The following is a 14289-nucleotide window of genomic DNA, read 5'->3' as shown; positions in this document are numbered from 1 at the left end:
GGGGGACGACGGTGTCTGGGGGGGCGGCTTGTGACCACCGACCGCATCCTGATCGACCGGTTCCTCGAAATGATGGCGGCGGAGGCCGGCGCGGCGCGCAACACGATCGCCGCCTATCGCACCGACCTGACGCTCGCCTCCGACACGTTGAACGGCCGGCTGGGCGAGGCCGATGCGGCGGCGATCGGGCGGGTGGCGGACGAGTGGCGTACCCTCGCCAAGTCGACCGTGGCGCGCAAGAGCGCGGCGCTGCGCCGGTTCTTCGCTTTTTTGCTCGACGATGGCCTGCGCGCCGACGATCCGGGCGAGGCATTGCCCCGGCCCGGCGCGCATCGTGCGTTGCCGCGCACCTTGTCGACCGGTGATATAGACGCGATGTTCGCCGCGATCGCCGACCGGATCGCGCGCGTGCCGCCCGACCGCAACGACCTGCGCCTGTCCGCGCTGTTCGAGCTGCTCTATGGATCGGGGCTGCGCGCGACCGAGCTGGTGTCGTTGCCGCGCGGCGGGATCGCCAGCGACCGGCCCTATCTGATCCTGAAGGGCAAGGGCGGGCGCGAGCGGATGGTGCCGCTGTCCGACCGGGCGCGCGCCGCCGTGGTGCGCTGGCGCGCGCATGTTCCCGCCGACAGCGCGTGGCTGTTCCCCTCGGGCAAGGGGCATTTGACGCGGGTGCGGCTGTACCAGATCGTCCGCGCGCTGGCCGGCGAGGCGGGCATTCCGCCCGACCGGATCAGCCCGCACGTCCTGCGCCATGCCTTTGCCACGCATCTGCTGGAGGGGGGGGCGGACCTGCGCGCGTTGCAGGCGATGCTGGGCCATGCCGACATCGCCACGACCGAAATCTACACCCATGTTGACACGTCGCGGCTGGTGCGGCTGGTCAACGAACGCCACCCGCTGATTGACGAAGGGCGGGTGCGGCCATAGGGCGCGGGACCATGGCCACCTTTCTCGACTTCGAAAAACCCATCGCCGAACTGCAGGCGCGGATCGACGAACTGCGCGATACCGCCGCCGATGGCGCGGTCGATATTGCCTCCGAGATCGGCCGGTTGCAGACCAAGTCCGACCGGCTGCTGCGCGAAACCTATGCCCGGCTGACGCCGTGGCAGAAGACGCAGGTCGCGCGCCACCCCGAACGGCCGCACTTCAAACATTATGTCGCCGCGCTGGTCGAGGATTTCATGGAGCTGGGCGGCGACCGCGCCTTTGCCGACGATAGCGCGATCCTGGGCGGGATCGGCCGGTTGCGCGGGCGCCGGGTGATGGTGATCGGCCATGAGAAGGGCGACGACACCGCGTCGCGGCTGCGCCACAATTTCGGCATGGGCAAGCCCGAGGGCTATCGCAAGGCGATCCGGCTGATGCAGCTCGCCGACCGGTTCGGCCTGCCGGTGGTGACGCTGGTCGACACCTCGGGCGCGTTTCCCGGCATCCAGGCCGAGGAGCGCGGCCAGGCCGAGGCGATCGCGCGCTCCACGGAAGCGGCGCTGAACCTCGGCGTGCCGATGGTGTCGGCGATTCTGGGCGAGGGGGGCTCGGGTGGCGCGATCGCGCTGGCGGCGGGCAACCGGGTGCTGATGATGGAGCACGCGGTCTATTCGGTGATCTCGCCCGAGGGGTGCGCGTCGATCCTGTGGCGCACCGCCGACAAGGCGCCCGAGGCGGCCGAGGCGATGCGGGTGACGGCGCAGGACCTCAAGGCACTGGGCGTGATCGACACGATCGTCACCGAACCGCTGGGCGCGGCGCACCGCGATCCGGCGGCGGCCATCGCCGCGCTGGGCGATGCGATCGAGGGGGTGCTGACCACGCTGGTGGGGCAAGACGCGGCGAGCCTGCGGGCGGCGCGGCGGCAGAAGTTCCTGGCGATGGGGCGGCTGTAACGTCGTCCGCCATCCCAAAACGGGGGCGTCGATACACGAACGGGCGGCGGAACCATCGTTCCGCCGCCCGTCGCGTATAATCGATCCTTGGAACGATTATCAGGTAGCCGGCGTGTTCTTCATGTTCGACGTCACGTTGTTGAAGGTCGACGTGAGCTGACCGCCCAGACCCTTCATCGCGGTGATGGCGGCAACGGCGATCAGCGCGGCGATCAGGCCGTACTCGATTGCGGTCGCGCCCTTGCTGTTCTTCACGAAATTACGAATCTGCTGCATTCCGGTCTCCATGGTTCTGCGTGGTTCGACTTACCCGGCCGTTCGGATGATCCACCCGTTCAGCACCACCCTTGTACCGATCCGCTGGTTGAGAAAGTTTTAAGACCGGGAACCCGACGCGATGCGCAATGTTATGGGCGCGGCCCGTTTTGGATCACTTTTTCGCTGACGTGCGCCCACATGTCGGTCGTGGTGCCGGCCAGCAGCTTCAGGCTGACGATCAGCACGACCACCACCAGCCCGAGAATCATGCCATATTCGATCGCGGTGCCGCCACGCCGGTCGCGCCATAGTTTGCGTGCGAAACGCAGGACCGATCGCATACAGCCACCCCTCCCCGGACTAGGTTCGCCCCGATTGATAACGATACGAGGTTAATGAAATGTCGATGCTGTTCGTCACCGCCGCCGCCATGGTCGATCGCGACGGGCGCGTGCTGGTCCAGCAACGGCCGCCGGGCACGCACATGGCCGGGCTGTGGGAATTTCCCGGCGGCAAGGTGGAGCCGGGCGAAACGCCCGAAGCGGCGCTGGTGCGCGAATTGCACGAGGAACTGGGGATCGTGGTCGACCATAGTTGCCTCGCCCCCGCCGCCTTCGCCAGCGAACCGCTGGGCGAACGGCATTTGCTGCTGCTGCTCTATGCGCTGCGCAAATGGACGGGCATTCCGCAAGCGCTTCAGGCGACGGCGCTCAAATGGGTCCGGCCGGTCGAACTCCACGCGCTGGCGATGCCGCCCGCCGACCGCCCGCTGATCGCGCTGCTTGAGGCGCTGATCTGATTTTGCGCTACCCTTCCTTGCGTCCCAGCGCATCGGCGAGCGAGGCGGTGGCGCTGCCCCGGCGGGCCGGTTGCGGCTGGCTGGGGGCGGGGGCCCAGCCGGTCAGGTAGATCACTTCGAACGTCTCGGTCGTGCGGCCATCGGCGTCGGCCTGCGCCGCGAAGCTTTCGGCGGCGGCGGCGAGCGTGTCGCGCGCCAGCGGCGCCTGCCCGAGCAGGCTGGTCGCGCCCATGCCGCGCAGGTCGCCGATCAGCCGGCCGATCCCGGCATAGCGCACGCGCAGCACTTCCGAATCGGCGACCGGCAGCGCGAATCCGGCGCGCACCAGCAGATCGCCGGCCGATCGCAGGTCGATCTGCGGATGTACCCGCGCCGCCGGCCGTTCGCTCTCGGCAGTCAGCAGCGCGCGGCGCAGCGTGGCGAGCGTCGACCCGCCGGTGAAGGCGGCGAGGAACAGCCCATCGGGGCGCAGCGCGCGGCGAATCAAAGTCAGCGCGCCGGGCAGGTCGTTGACGCTGTCGAGCGTCCCCACCGATACCACCAGATCGAACGCGCCATCGGCGAACGGTAGCCGGTCCTCCTCCCCCTGCACGCCACCGGCGGCGCGGGCGAAGGCGAAGCCGGGATCGAAGCGCACGACCCGCGCCCCCGCCGGGGGGACGAATGCGGCATCGGCACAACCGAGGTCGAGCACGTCGGCAAAGCTGCGGGTGACGGCGTCGAGCCGTTCGGCGACTCCCTCCAGCATGAAGCGATGCAGGAAATCGGCCCCGGCGAAGCCGGTGGCGGCACGGTCGCGGTGCGCGCGGCGGCGGCGGCGGGCGAAAAGATCGGGAACACTCACGCCGCCGCTTGTGCCGGGCGGGGGCCACCGCGACAAGTGCGGGCATGCGCCCCGCCGCCCTTCTTGCCGGACTCGCCGCACTGGCGCTGCCGCCGCGCTGTCCGGGGTGTGGCGTGGTGGTGGAGGCGGATCACCGCTTCTGCGCCGGTTGCTGGGCAGGCTTGCGGTTCCTCGGCGATCCGGCCTGCGCGCGCTGCGGCATTCCGTTCGCGGTGGCGGGGGAGGCGGTGTGCGATCCCTGCCGCCGCCGCCCGCCGGCGCATGGCGGGGTGCGCGCCGCCGTCGCCTATGGTCCGGTCGCGCGCGATGTGGCGTTGAAGCTCAAATATGGCGGGCGGCTGGCGCTGGCCGACACGATGGCCCGGCTGATGCGGCGACAGGTGCCGGGCGACGTAACCCTGATCGTGCCGGTGCCGCTCCACCGGCGGCGGCTGTGGGTGCGCGGGTATAATCAGGCGGTGCTGATCGCCGATGCGCTGGCACGGACGACCGGCCTGCCGGTCGAGCGCCATGCGCTCACCCGTATCCGCGCCACGCCGCCGCTGCGCGCGATGGGCCGGTCGGCGCGGGCGAAGGCGGTCGCGGGGGCGTTCGCCTGTGGCGATCCGGCGCTATTCCGGGGGCAGGCGGTGCTGCTGGTCGACGATGTCCACACCAGCGGATCGACCACCGACGGCTGCGCGCGGGTGCTGCTGGCGGCCGGGGCGGCGTCGGTCCGGGTGCTGTGCTGGGCGCGGGTCGTGGGGACGGACGATTGACAAGGGGGCGCTCACGCCACACCTCCACCCCATGGCTACCATTCTCATCTACACCAAGGCGTTCTGCCCATACTGCGTCCGTGCCAAACGGCTGCTTGACGAAAAGGGCGCGGCCTATGACGAGATCGACATCTCGATGGGCGGGGCCAAGCGGCAGGAGATGCTGGCGCGCAGCAACGGGCGGACCACCGTGCCGCAGATCTTCATCGGCGATACCCATGTCGGCGGGTCGGACGATCTGGCGGCGCTGGAGCGTGCCGGCAAGCTGGACCCGCTGCTGGCATCGTGAAGCTCGCGCTGCTCCAGATGACGGCGGGGATCGATCCCGCCGCCAATGCCCAAGTGCTGGTCGATGCCGTCGAACGGGCGGCGGCGGGCGGGGCGGCGATGCTGTTCACTCCCGAGATGTCGGGGCTGGTCGACCGCGACCGCGACCGGGCGGCGGCCAATCTGTTTGCGCAAGACGACGATCCGGTGCTGGCGGCGGTGCGCGAGGCGGCGGCGCGCGCCGGACTCTGGGTCCATCTCGGCTCGCTCGCGGTGCGGCGGGACGACGGGCGGCTCGCCAATCGCGGCTATGTGATCGACGCTGCCGGCACCGTCCGCGCGACCTATGACAAGCTGCACCTGTTCGATGTGACGCTGCCGACCGGCGAGGCATGGCGCGAATCGGCCAGTTACGCGCCGGGCGATGCCGCGCGGGTCGTCGCGACCCCGGTCGGGATGCTCGGCCTGTCGATCTGTTACGACCTGCGCTTTTCCGACCTGTTCCGCGCGATGGGCGATGCCGGGGCGCAGGTCCTGGCGGTGCCCGCCGCCTTCACCGTGCCGACCGGCCACGCCCACTGGCACGTTCTGCTGCGCGCCCGCGCGATCGAGGCTGGCGCGTTCGTCATCGCGGCGGCGCAGACCGGCCACCATGCCGATGGTCGCACCACCTATGGCCATTCGCTGGTCGTGGGACCGTGGGGCGAGGTGATGCTCGATATGGGGAGCGACGCCGGCATCGGCTTCGTCACGATCGATCCGGCGCAGGTGGCGGTGGCGCGCGCGCGCATTCCGGTCGCGCGCCACCGCCGGCCGATCCCGCCGGTCGAGGTGGTGGCGTGATCGTTTTCGACCTGCGCTGCGGGCAGGGCCATGTGTTCGAGGCGTGGTTCGCCTCCAGCACCGCCTATGACGAGCAGCGTGTCGCGAAGCTGATCCACTGCCCGATGTGCGACGACGCCGATGTCGCCAAGGCGGTGATGGCCCCGAACATCGCCGCTAAGGGCGGGGGCGAGCGGCCCTCGCCACAGGCGGTGAAGGCGGCGCTGACGATGCTTGCCGAGGCGCAGCGCAAGGCGCTGTCGGGCAGCGAATGGGTCGGGCGCGGTTTTGCCGACCGCGCGCGGGCGATGCATAGCGGCGCGGCGGACGTGGCCCCGATCCACGGACAGGCGACCCGTGCCGAGGCGAAGGCGCTGGTCGAGGAAGGCGTGCCGATCGCGCCGCTGCCCCTCCCGGTCGTGCCGCCCGAACAGGCGAACTGATCCGCAAGCGTTGCGTCGGCGGATCGGGGGCGATAGAGCGCTGGACGATCGGCCGCGTAGCTCAGCTGGACAGAGCGCCGCTTTCCTAAAGCGGGCGTCGGGGGTTCGAGTCCCTCCGTGGCCACCAGATTTCCAAGGTCAGATCCAGCTACCCTCAAGCAAGCGTCATCCCAACGAAGGCTGGGGTCCATATACGCCGACGCCGGTGATCGAATTGCACCCGCTGCGTCTATAGGTTCCCGCCTGCGCGGGAACGACGAAAAGCCGTGGCGTTAGCCGCATATCGATCCGATCCAGGACCGATCGATATTCAGCCAGACGGCGGCTCCTGCATCTCCCCTCTCTGACAAGGGAGGGAGCAGATTGAGAAGGCATTTCGTTGAATATCGATCCGGCCTAACTGCCACAGTCCCAGCGACCGCCCTGATACACGCGCTCGCCATTGTCGGCGGTGTGCATGGTCAGGCTCGCCGGCCGGCTTTGCGTCGAATCGCTCGTCTGAACCGGATCGCCCGGCCGCGGCGTGAGGATGAACGACACGCCGTCGCCCGCCGCGATGCCGCCGAGTGCGATCGCCTCGCGCCCCGGCGTGGCGGCGGCGATGCGGCGCAGGCGGTTGCCGTATTTGACCAGCCCGTCGCCCTCGTCGCGCAGGTGGAGCAGGATCGCGCCCGATCCGGCGTCGCGATAATCGCATCCGCTGCCAAGCAACCGCCGGTCCTGAAAATCGGCGCGCACCATCGGCTGGAGGTCGGGCGCGGGGTGGGGGTCGGGCTCCTCGGGAACGCCGGGCAGCACGCTCGGTAGCGGGCGGGGCGAGGGCGTGACGCCGCCGCCCGACCCCGCCGGCACCGCCGCCGTCACCGCCTCGTTCGCCTCGCGCGGCGGATCGGCCGAACAGGCGGCGAGCAGCAGGGCGGCGGCGATCGACAAACGGTTCATCATGGGTGCGAAACGTTTCGCCTTGCGGCGGCGTTCCGCGCCTATCCCCGCCCGATCAACGCCAGCACTTCCTTGCGGCTGCGCTCGTCGTCGCGGAACACGCCCATCATCCGGCTGGTCGTCATGGTGACGCCGGGCGTGCGCACCCCGCGCGCGGTCATGCAGCCGTGCGTCGCCTCGATCACCACCGCGACCCCGCGCGGCTTCAATCCGTTCCAGATACAGTCGGCGACCTGCGCGGTCAGCCGCTCCTGCACCTGCAACCGCCGGGCATAGCCGTGCAGCACCCGCGCCAGCTTGGAAATGCCGACGACATGGTCGCGCGGCAGATAGGCGATATGCGCCTTGCCGGTGATCGGCGCCATGTGATGTTCGCAATGCGACTGGAACGGAATGTCGCGCAGCAGCACGATCTCGTCATAGCCGCCGACTTCCTCGAACACGCGCGCCAGATGCCGCGCCGGGTCCTCGCCATAGCCCTGGGTATATTCCTTCCATGCCCGTGCCACGCGGTGCGGCGTGTCGAGCAGCCCCTCGCGCGTCGGGTCTTCGCCGGTCCAGCGGATGAGCGTGCGGATCGCTTCGGCCACATCGTCCGGCACGGGAAGTTTCGGCGCGGGCGCGACCGGATCGCCGTCGCGCATGTCGTCTGTCGCGTCACCCATCTTCGATTCCATTCCCGATCTTCTGCCACGCAGGGTTCAGCGCGTTGGCGCTCTGTATACGGGCAAGTGTGGCTTCCATACCCGTTCAAGGAGAGAAAGTGCATGCACCACCGCCTTCCCCGTTGACGGGCGGTGGTTGCTACGTCACCAAATACAAATAATTCGACCGGTATCAATCGGCGGTTAGCAGGAGGGGATGCCATGACCAAGTTCGACCTGTTGGGGGCGACCGCGCTGTCGGTGTGCATCGCCGCCGCCCCGGTCCACGCGCAGACGACCGAAACCCCGGTCGCGCCCGCCACGGTTGCCGCCCCGGCAGCGCAGCCGGACGCGGAGGAAGGGTGGGGCAACGACATCATCGTCACCGCCAACCGCCGTGCCGAACCAATCCAGGACGTGCCGATCGCGGTGACGGCGGTGAACGCGCAGTTGCTCGACGACGCCGGGGTGCGCGACATTCGCGGCCTCGAACAGCTCGCCCCCTCGCTGCAGACGACAACCGGCCAGTCGTCGGCGGTGTCGACCTCGCTGTCGATCCGTGGCGTCGGCACGGCGGGCGATAATCCTGGCTTCGAGCCGGCGGTCGGCGTGTTCATCGACGGCGTGTTCCGCTCGCGCGCGGGCATCGCCATCGCCGAACTGCCCGAAGTCGAACGGATCGAGGTGCTGCGCGGGCCGCAGGGCACGCTGTTCGGCCGCAACACCTCGGCGGGGGCGCTGTCGGTGTTCACCGCGCAGCCCAAGTTCGATCTGGGCGGCTATGTCGAGGGCGAATACGGCAACTTCAACGCCTATGAGATCAAGGGCGCGCTGACCGGTCCGGTCGCCGAAAGCCTCGCGCTGCGCGTCGACGGCGGCTATCGCAAGCGCGACGGCTATATCGACGACGTCAATTCCGACCGGTCGTTCAACGACATCAATCGTTGGTACGTGCGCGGACAGGCGCTCTACGACACCTCGACCTTCAGCTTCCGGCTGATCGGCGATTATTACAAGACCGACGAACAATGCTGCGGCGTCGTCAGCGGCACGCGCGGCAGCACGGCGGCGGCGATTCAGGCGATCGCAGCGGGGCAGGGGCGCACCGGCATCTACACCGGATCGCCGTCCGAGCGGCGGATGGCGGCATCGCCCGGCCGCGATTATGGCGAGGCGGTGCGCGACTGGGGCGTGTCGGGTGAGATCAACGCCGATGTCGGCGACTTCAAGCTGACCTCGATCAGCGCGTATCGCGACTTCCGCGTGCTGCGCAATCAGGACATCGACTATTCGGGGATCGATCGCGCTTACCGCGAAGGCTATCGCTCGGCGCTGCGCGACATCACGCAGGAAGTGCGCTTCCAGGGGCAGTTGTTCGACGGCAAGGTCGATTTCCTGGTCGGTGCCTTTTACCTCAACGAAAAGCTGCAACTGCGCGACACGGTGCGGCTGGGCAACGACGCCAACCGCTATGTCGACACGCTTCTGGCCGGCGCGCTCGCCGCACCGCCGTCGGCGGGCGGGATCGGGCGGCAGGCGCAATTCTACGGCAGCTTCAACGTGCCGACCTTCACCCAGCTCGTCACCGCGCTGCGCGGTGGACCCGCCTTGCCGGCTGGGACGGTGCCGCTGTTCGGCCAGTTGCTCTATGCGCAGAGCGCCGCGCTGCAACAGGCGGCCCCGCCGGGATCGGCGCTGTTCAATTATCTCAACACCCCGCTGACCCCGAACCAGCCGGGGCAGGGCAACAACAACGACGAATTCCAGGTCGATACCAACGCCTTCGCGCTCTTCACCCACAACATCATCAACGTCAGCGACAAATTGTCGGTGACGCTCGGCCTGCGCTACAATTACGAGCGCAAGGAACTGGCGGCGTCGATCAACAGCAATCCGGCGGCGTGCAACTTCTTCCTCGGTACCGATGCCAACGCCGTCACCTATCGCAACCTGATCCGGCAGGCGAGCCCGGCGCTGTTCCAGAACCTGTTCCTGCTGAGCTGCAACCCGGCGATCAGCAGCGAATTCAACGGGAACTACACCCATGACCGCAGCGAAAGCCGCCTGACCGGCACCGCCAAGCTAGCTTATAAATTCACCTCCGACGTGCTGGGCTATGCCAGCTATGATCGCGGCTTCAAATCGGGTGGCTATAATCTCGATCAGGCGAGCTTCAACACGCGGGTGTTGGGCGGCGACGGCGCGCAGGCGACCGATCTGGAATTCGGCGCGGAGACGGTCGACAGCTACGAACTGGGGCTGAAAACCAGCCTGTCGCGGCAATTCTCGTTCAACGCCGCGCTGTTCTACCAGAAGTTCAAGGGCCTCCAGTCGCTGATCTTCGCGGGCAACAGCTTCGTCGTGCAGAACGTGCCCAAATCCACCGCCAAGGGTATCGAGCTGGAATCGGTGATCCAGCCGATCCGCGCGCTGAACTTCCGGCTGGGCTACACGCTGCTCGACGCCGCCTATGACGCGAGCAACGACTTTACCGGCACCCCGCTCCAGAACCAGAACGGTCGCCAGTTCCTGAACCAGCCGCGCAACGTCTTCACCGTCGCCGCGACATGGACCCCGCGCCTGACCAGCACATTGAACGCGCTGTTCCATGTCGACATGCGCTACAACAGCGACGTGTCGATCGTGCGCGACGGGACGGGGACGACGACGGTCGGCAACGATGCCTATCCGCTGCTCAACGGCAAGATCGGCGTGGCAACCGACGACCGCCGGATTTCGGCGGAATTCTTCGTCGAGAATATCACCAACCAATATTATAATATTTCCGGTTTCGCGATTCCCGAGCAGACCGGAACCTATGGCGTCTATCCGGCGATGCCGCGTTTCTATGGTGTTCGTGCCCGCTTCGGGTTTTAAAACCCGTCGGACGTAGCGTCATTCAGGGTTCGTTTCGACCGGTCGTGGCAATTCCCCCGCGACAACCGCATCGGAACATTGCATAACCGCCAACCTGCCGCGCCCTGACCGGCGCGGCCCTGTAGGGGGATTAGGAGATTATCATGGCCAAGGAACCCAAGACGACCGGTACGACCGGCGCTGCCAAGGGCGGAATTGCAAAGCCGGTGACGCCTTCGGCGGACCTCGCGAAGATCACCGGATCGGACCCGTTGCCCCGCAGCGAAGTCGTGAGCAAGATGTGGGAATACATCAAGAAGCACGATCTGCAGGATCCCAAGGACAAGCGCCAGATCCTCGCCGACGAGACGCTGGAAAAGCTGTTCGGCAAGAAGTCGTGCAGCATGTTCGAAATGAACAAGCTGCTCAGCGCACATATGAAGTAAGCTGGTCGAGGGCATCCGCTCTCTTTCGGTTTTATCGACGCCGCTTCGGGGACAGGCCCCGGGGCGGCGTCGTTCGTTTCGGTGCATCGCGCCGGACCGTTTGCCCGCGCCCCGGTCGTGCCGATCGCCACCGCTTCGGAAAGGATGTCCATGAACGAGAATTGCACCGCCGATCGCCCGAGCTTCGTCACCCATCTCGAATGTTCGCTGACCGGCGAGCGCTACCCCGCCGACCGGCTCCACGGCCTGTCGCGCGCCGGGCGGCCGCTGCTCGTACGCTATGATCTGGACGCGGTCGGCCGTGCATTGTCGCGCGACACGCTGGCCGCGCGGCCGACCGATCTGTGGCGCTGGCGCGAACTGCTGCCGGTGCGGGATTCCGGCAATATCGTCACTCTCGGCGAGATCGAGACACCGCTGATCGAACTCGCCGCCGAACCCGGCCGGCCGATCGTCAAGGACGAGGGGCGGCTGCCGACCGGCTCGTTCAAGGCGCGCGGGCTGGTGATGGCGGTGGCGATGGCGAAGGCACTGGGCGTGAAGCGCATCGCCATGCCGACCAACGGCAACGCCGGCGCGGCGCTTGCCGCCTATGCCGCGCGCGCCGGCATCGCCACGACCATCTTCTGCCCGGCCGACACCCCCGAGATCAACGTGCGCGAGATCGCGATGCAGGGCGGTGATGTGTGGCGGGTCGATGGCCTGATCGACGATTGCGGCGCGATCGTCGGGAAGGGCGCGGCCGAGGGGCTGTGGTTCGACTTCTCGACGCTGAAAGAGCCGTACCGGATCGAGGGCAAGAAGACGATGGGCCTCGAACTCGCTGCGCAGCTCGGCTGGACGTTGCCCGATGCGATCTTCTATCCGACCGGCGGCGGCACCGGGCTGATCGGCATGTGGAAGGCGTTCGACGAGCTGGAGGCGCTGGGCTGGATCGGATCGCAGCGGCCGCGCATGTATGCGGTGCAGGCGTCGGGCTGCGCGCCGATCGTCAAGGCGTATGACGACGGCGTCGAACATGCCGATCGCTGGGAGGACGCGCACACCGTGGCGGCGGGCATCCGCGTGCCGCGCGCGGTCGGCGACTTCCTGATCCTGCGCGCGGTCCGCGCGAGCGGCGGCCGCGCGCTGGCGGTCGATGACGACGCGATCCTGCAAGCGGTCGACGACACCGCGCGGCACGACGGGCTGCTGCTGTGCCCCGAAGGCGGCGCGACGCTGGCGGCGTATCGCGGCGCGCTGGCCGACGGGCTGGTCGGCGTCGAGGAACGCGCCGTGCTGTTCAACTGCGCCACCGGCCTCAAATATCCGATGCCGCCCGCCGAGCAGTTCCTGTCGAAAGACGCGCCGATCGATTTCGATCGCTGGCGGTAGAGGGCGTTCAGCAGCGCTGCCCTCTCCCCTGGACAGGGGAGAGGGATACCNCTCGCGCGCTCGCATATGCGAGCGCTGACCCCTCTCCCAGCTCCGACTAGGCCTTTGCTTGTGCAAAGACCAAGTCTGCGCATCCCTCTCCCCTTGTCAGGAGAGAGGGAGCAATAGTGTTACCGCCCCGCCGCGTTCGCCGCGCTAAGCGCCGCGCGGACCGTCGCGGTGGCCACGTCGCCGTCGATGCCGACGCCGAACACCCGCCGCCCGTCGGGCAGGGTGCATTCGAGATAGGCCGCCGCCTGCGCATCGGCGCCATGGCCGATCGCATGTTCGCTGTAATCGACCACGTCCATGTCGACGCCGCCATCCTCACGCAGCGCCGCGAGCAGCCCCGAGAGCAACCCGTTGCCCTTGCCCGAGATCGCGCGCTCCTCACCGTCCAGCCGGACGCGCCCGACGAAGGTGCGCGGCGGCCCGCCGCCCGGCGCATGCGTTTCAGCATAGTCGATCAGCGCATAGCGTTCGGACCCGTGCGGCAGATAGGCCCCGGCGAACGCGGTCCAGATGTCGGCGGCGTTTAGCTCGCGGCCGAGGTCGTCGGCCATCTGCTGGACGTGGCGGCTGAAATCGGCCTGCAACCGCTTGGGCAGTTTCAGCCCCTTGTCCTGTTCGAGCACCCACGCGACGCCGCCCTTGCCCGACTGCGAATTGACGCGGATCACCGCTTCGTAGCTGCGGCCCAAGTCGGCGGGATCAATCGGCAGATAGGGGACTTCCCACAGCCCGTCGTTGCGCAGCGCCTGCGTCGCCATGCCCTTCTTGATCGCGTCCTGATGGCTGCCCGAAAAGGCGGTGAACACCAGATCGCCGGCATAGGGCGTGCGCGGATGGACCGGCAGGCTGGTGCAGTAATTGACCGTGTTGACCACCTCGTCGATGTCCGACAGGTCGAGCTTCGGGTCGACGCCCTGCGTGTAGAGGTTCAGCGCGACGGTCACGAGATCGCAATTGCCGGTGCGCTCGCCATTGCCGAGCAGGCAGCCCTCGACCCGGTCGGCCCCGGCCATCAGCCCCAGTTCGGCCGCCGCCACGCCGGTGCCGCGATCATTGTGGGTGTGCAGCGAGATGACTACGCTGTCGCGGTTCGGCACGTTGCGGCAGAACCATTCGATCTGGTCGGCATAGATATTGGGCGTCGCCGCCTCGACCGTGGCCGGCAAGTTCAGGATCAGCGGCCGGTCCGGCGTCGGCTGCAACACCTCCATCACCGCCGCGCAGACCTCGACCGAGAAATCGAGTTCGGCGGTCGAGAAAGTCTCGGGGCTGTATTCGAAGCGCCAGTCGGTGTTCGGGCGCTTGCCGGCCTCGTCGCGCAGCACCTTGGCCCCGGCGACGGCGATGGCTTTCACCTCGGGGCGTTCCATGCCGAACACGATCCGCCGCCACGCCGGGCTGACCGCATTGTAGAGGTGGACGATCGCCTGTTTCGCACCGTCGAGACTCTCGAAGCTGCGCTCGATCAGGTCGCGGCGCGACTGGGTCAGCACCTGCACCCACACGTCGTCGGGGATGCGATCCTGCCGGACGAGGCCGGAAATGAAATCGAACTCGGTCGCGCCGGCCGACGGGAAACCGACCTCGATCTCCTTCAGCCCGACCTTGAGCAACAGGTCGAAGAACCGGTTCTTCTTCTCCGCGCCCATCGGATCGATCAGCGCCTGATTGCCGTCGCGCAGGTCGGTCGACAGCCAGCGCGGCGCGCGGGTGATGGTGCGCGACGGCCATTGCCGGTCCGGCAGGGCGATGGTGGGGAAAGGGCGGTATTTGGTCGAAGGATCGCGCAACATGGTGTCTTCAGCCTGTCAGGGGCGCATCGCTCATGGGTGCGCCGGTATCTGCCATTGGGGTTCGATACTCCCTCAGGGAAGGCGCACGCCGGTGCGTTCCTCC

16 protein-coding genes and 1 tRNA gene are annotated in these 14289 nt (G+C 68.0%); 11 read left to right on the top strand and 6 right to left on the bottom strand.

From position 1 onward, the window contains the following. The first annotated feature begins 30 nt into the window (after positions 1 to 30). Positions 31 to 930 (top strand): tyrosine-type recombinase/integrase, encoded by a 900-nt coding sequence (locus ASE78_RS12645; protein ID WP_082467199.1) that lies wholly within the window; start codon positions 31 to 33, stop codon positions 928 to 930. Positions 931 to 941: 11 nt separating this feature from the next. Beyond that, positions 942 to 1889, top strand: a complete 948-nt coding sequence (locus tag ASE78_RS12640) for an acetyl-CoA carboxylase carboxyltransferase subunit alpha (protein ID WP_056497729.1) — start codon at positions 942 to 944, stop codon at positions 1887 to 1889. Positions 1890 to 1988: 99 nt separating this feature from the next. Here ASE78_RS12640 and ASE78_RS12635 read toward each other — a convergent pair whose 3' ends face one another. Then, positions 1989 to 2165, bottom strand: coding sequence for a Flp family type IVb pilin (locus tag ASE78_RS12635; protein WP_055760567.1), 177 nt, complete (start codon positions 2163 to 2165; stop codon positions 1989 to 1991). Between the two features lie 131 nt (positions 2166 to 2296). Further along, a complete protein-coding gene (locus ASE78_RS12630) occupies positions 2297 to 2488 on the bottom strand; it encodes a Flp family type IVb pilin (protein WP_055760021.1) in 192 nt (63 codons plus the stop codon). A gap of 59 nt (positions 2489 to 2547) precedes the next feature. Here ASE78_RS12630 and ASE78_RS12625 point away from each other — a divergent pair, with 59 nt between their 5' ends. Continuing rightward, positions 2548 to 2946 carry a (deoxy)nucleoside triphosphate pyrophosphohydrolase gene (locus ASE78_RS12625; RefSeq protein ID WP_056497727.1) on the top strand — a complete coding sequence of 133 codons (399 nt, stop codon included), beginning with the start codon at positions 2548 to 2550 and terminating at the stop codon, positions 2944 to 2946. Positions 2947 to 2953: 7 nt separating this feature from the next. Here the strand turns inward: ASE78_RS12625 and ASE78_RS12620 are convergent, their stop codons facing one another. Continuing rightward, the gene (locus tag ASE78_RS12620) at positions 2954 to 3790 is read right to left on the bottom strand and encodes a class I SAM-dependent methyltransferase (protein ID WP_156351497.1); all 837 of its coding nucleotides are present in this window, start codon (positions 3788 to 3790) and stop codon (positions 2954 to 2956) included. 44 nt (positions 3791 to 3834) lie between these two features. Here ASE78_RS12620 and ASE78_RS12615 point away from each other — a divergent pair, with 44 nt between their 5' ends. The 5 genes from ASE78_RS12615 to ASE78_RS12595 all read left to right on the top strand — a co-directional run bounded on the left by ASE78_RS12615 (position 3835) and on the right by ASE78_RS12595 (position 6207). After that, complete coding sequence (locus ASE78_RS12615) at positions 3835 to 4548, top strand: ComF family protein (RefSeq protein WP_055760030.1); 714 nt, start codon at positions 3835 to 3837, stop codon at positions 4546 to 4548. A gap of 31 nt (positions 4549 to 4579) precedes the next feature. Then, positions 4580 to 4837: a glutaredoxin 3 gene (grxC, locus tag ASE78_RS12610; protein WP_055760033.1), complete on the top strand. Its 258-nt coding sequence runs from the start codon at positions 4580 to 4582 to the stop codon at positions 4835 to 4837. Beyond that, a complete protein-coding gene (locus ASE78_RS12605) occupies positions 4834 to 5658 on the top strand; it encodes a carbon-nitrogen hydrolase family protein (protein ID WP_056497721.1) in 825 nt (274 codons plus the stop codon). The genes grxC and ASE78_RS12605 overlap by 4 nt, the downstream gene beginning before the upstream one ends. Further along, complete coding sequence (locus tag ASE78_RS12600) at positions 5655 to 6080, top strand: DUF1178 family protein (protein ID WP_055760039.1); 426 nt, start codon at positions 5655 to 5657, stop codon at positions 6078 to 6080. The genes ASE78_RS12605 and ASE78_RS12600 overlap by 4 nt, the downstream gene beginning before the upstream one ends. A gap of 50 nt (positions 6081 to 6130) precedes the next feature. Next, a tRNA-Arg gene (locus tag ASE78_RS12595) sits at positions 6131 to 6207 on the top strand. A gap of 269 nt (positions 6208 to 6476) precedes the next feature. Here the strand turns inward: ASE78_RS12595 and ASE78_RS12590 are convergent. Further along, a complete protein-coding gene (locus tag ASE78_RS12590) occupies positions 6477 to 7025 on the bottom strand; it encodes a hypothetical protein (RefSeq protein ID WP_056497719.1) in 549 nt (182 codons plus the stop codon). A 38-nt stretch (positions 7026 to 7063) separates the two neighbouring features. Then, entirely contained in the window at positions 7064 to 7687 is a 624-nt protein-coding gene (gene folE, locus ASE78_RS12585; protein ID WP_056497947.1) for a GTP cyclohydrolase I FolE, read from the bottom strand. Between the two features lie 201 nt (positions 7688 to 7888). Here folE and ASE78_RS12580 point away from each other — a divergent pair, with 201 nt between their 5' ends. The 3 genes from ASE78_RS12580 (at position 7889) to ASE78_RS12570 (ending at position 12342) form a co-directional block, all read left to right on the top strand. Then, a complete protein-coding gene (locus tag ASE78_RS12580) occupies positions 7889 to 10543 on the top strand; it encodes a TonB-dependent receptor (protein ID WP_056497717.1) in 2655 nt (884 codons plus the stop codon). A 143-nt stretch (positions 10544 to 10686) separates the two neighbouring features. Then, positions 10687 to 10968, top strand: coding sequence for an SWIB/MDM2 domain-containing protein (locus tag ASE78_RS12575; protein ID WP_055760049.1), 282 nt, complete (start codon positions 10687 to 10689; stop codon positions 10966 to 10968). A gap of 150 nt (positions 10969 to 11118) precedes the next feature. Continuing rightward, positions 11119 to 12342, top strand: coding sequence for a threonine synthase (locus tag ASE78_RS12570; protein WP_056497714.1), 1224 nt, complete (start codon positions 11119 to 11121; stop codon positions 12340 to 12342). 170 nt (positions 12343 to 12512) lie between these two features. On the opposite strand, the gene leuA is transcribed toward ASE78_RS12570, so the two are convergent. Next, positions 12513 to 14186 carry a 2-isopropylmalate synthase gene (gene leuA / locus ASE78_RS12565; RefSeq protein ID WP_056497712.1) on the bottom strand — a complete coding sequence of 558 codons (1674 nt, stop codon included), beginning with the start codon at positions 14184 to 14186 and terminating at the stop codon, positions 12513 to 12515. Between the last annotated feature and the right edge of the window lie 103 nt (positions 14187 to 14289).

Origin of the sequence: Sphingomonas sp. Leaf25, from assembly GCF_001421635.1 — a bacterium.
Lineage (GTDB): Bacteria > Pseudomonadota > Alphaproteobacteria > Sphingomonadales > Sphingomonadaceae > Sphingomonas.
This window is presented reverse-complemented; position numbering and strand designations above follow the sequence as displayed.